Here is a 2,473-nt window from a genome sequence, read left to right as displayed (position 1 = left end):
CGAGGCCGAGACGCTGCTGCACGCCCGCGGGCTGGGCGAGGGCGAGCCGCTGGACCGGCTGCTGGCCGCGGCGTCCCGGGTGCGGGACGCCGGGCTGGCCTCGGCCGGCCGGGCGGGGGTGGTGACCTACAGCCGCAAGGTGTTCATCCCGCTGACCCACCTGTGCCGGGACCGCTGCCACTACTGCACGTTCGTGACCACCCCGGGTGCGCTGCGGGCGGCCGGGAAGGCGCCGTTCCTCTCCCCGGACGAGGTGCTGGAGGTGGCCCGGGCGGGGGCGGCGCTGGGCTGCAAGGAGGCGCTGTTCACCCTCGGCGACCGCCCCGAGGACCGCTGGCCGGTCGCCGCGTCGTGGCTGGAGGCGCACGGGTTCGACTCCACCCTGGCCTATCTGCGGGCGATGGCGATCCGGGTGCTCGAGGAGACCGGGCTGCTCCCCCACCTCAACCCCGGCGTGCTGACGTGGGAGGAGATCCAGCGGCTCAAGCCGGTCTCCGCCTCCATGGGGATGATGCTGGAGACCACCGCGACCCGGCTGTGGGCCGAGCGCGGCGGCCCGCACTACGGCTCTCCGGACAAGGAGCCGGCGGTGCGGCTGCGGGTGCTGGAGGACGCCGGGCGCTCCGCCGTCCCGTTCACCACCGGCGTGCTGCTGGGCATCGGCGAGAACTACGCCGAGCGGGTCGACGCGATCCGCGAGATCCGGGCCTCGGCGCACCGGCACGGGCACGTGCAGGAGGTGATCGTGCAGAACTTCCGGGCCAAGCCCCGGACGGCGATGGCCGGCTCGGATGACCTGGAGCTGCAGGAGTACGTCGCCGCGGTGGCGGTGACCCGGCTGCTGCTCGGCCCCAAGGCGCGGGTGCAGGCGCCGCCGAACCTGAGCGACTCCACCGAGCTGGAGCTGCTGCTGCGGGCCGGGGTGGACGACTGGGGCGGGGTGTCCCCGCTGACCCCGGACCACGTCAACCCCGAACGGCCCTGGCCCAACATCGACAAGCTGGCCGCGCTGACCGCCGAGGCCGGGTTCACCCTCCGCGAGCGGCTGGCCGCCCAGCCCCCGTACGTGCGCTCCCCCGAGCCGTGGCTGGACCCCCGGGTCCGGCCGCACGTGGCGGCGCTGGCCGGCCCGGACGGGCTGGCGGTGGAGGGCCGGCACCCGGCCGGGCTGCCCTGGCAGGAACCGGACCCGGCCTGGACCTCGACGGGGCGGGTGGACCTGAACGTGGAGGTCGACACCGTCGGCCGCACCGCCGACCGGCGCAGCGACTTCGACGCGGTCTACGGCGACTGGGCCGAACTGCGCGACCGCACGGTGGACGCCCGGTCGGGCGCCTCGACCGCGCTGGCCGCCGGTGACCCCGCCGTGCACGCCGCCCTGCGCCGGGCCGAGACCGACCCGGCCGGGCTGACCGACGCCGAGTACCTGGCGCTGCTGGGCGCCGACGGCCCCGATCTGGCCGCGCTGTGCGCGCTGGCCGACGCCGTCCGCGCCGACACCGTCGGCGCGGACGTCACCTACGTGGTGAACCGGAACATCAACTTCACCAACGTCTGCTACACCGGCTGCCGGTTCTGCGCCTTCGCCCAGCGGCGCACCGACGCCGACGCCTACACCCTGTCCCTGGCCGAGGTCGGCGACCGGGTCGACCAGGCCTGGGCGGCCGGGGCCACCGAGATCTGCATGCAGGGCGGCATCCACCCCGACCTGCCCGGCACCGCCTACCTCGACCTGGCCCGGGAGGTGAAGCGCCGCCGGCCGGGCATCCACCTGCACGCCTTCAGCCCGATGGAGATCGTCAACGGCGCCGCCCGCACCGGCCTGTCGTTCGAGGAGTTCCTGGTCGCCGCGAAGGAGGCCGGCCTGGACTCCGTGCCGGGCACCGCGGCGGAGATCCTCGACGACGACGTCCGCTGGGTGCTCACCAAGGGCAAGCTGCCCACCGCCACCTGGCTGGACATCATCCGCACCGCGCACCGGATCGGCCTGCCGACCACCTCCACGATGATGTACGGGCACGTCGACACCCCCGCGCACTGGGTCGCGCACCTGCGCACCCTCGCCGCGGTCCAGGACCAGACCGGCGGGTTCACCGAGTTCGTGCTGCTGCCCTTCGTGCACCACAACTCCCCGATCTACCTGGCCGGCGTCGCCCGCCCGGGACCCACCGTGCGGGAGAACCGCGCCGTGCACGCCGTCGCCCGCCTCCTGCTGCACGGCCGGATCGCCAACATCCAGACCTCCTGGGTCAAGCTCGCCGACGCCGGCACCAAGGCGGTGCTCACCGGCGGCGCCAACGACCTGGGCGGCACCCTGATGGAGGAGACCATCAGCCGGATGGCCGGCAGCGAGAACGGCTCGCTGAAGACCATCGCCGAACTCGAAGCCATGGCCGCCGCGATCGGCCGGCCCGCCCGCCAGCGCACCACCGAGTACGGCACCCCCACCGCCGAGCGGATGGCCACCGCCCGC

The 2,473-nt window shown here is 74.8% G+C and carries 1 protein-coding gene; it reads left to right on the top strand.

Translation table 11 applies throughout. The features are described from left to right. Positions 1-2,473 (top strand): bifunctional FO biosynthesis protein CofGH (locus MY526_RS26875; protein WP_436705478.1); only part of this gene is annotated, 2,473 nt, incomplete at both ends.

The sequence above is a fragment of the Geodermatophilus sp. CPCC 205761 genome (assembly GCF_051383655.1).
Lineage (GTDB): Bacteria > Actinomycetota > Actinomycetes > Mycobacteriales > Geodermatophilaceae > Geodermatophilus.
Note: the sequence above shows the minus strand (reverse complement) of the source record. Positions and strands in the feature narration are given on the sequence as shown.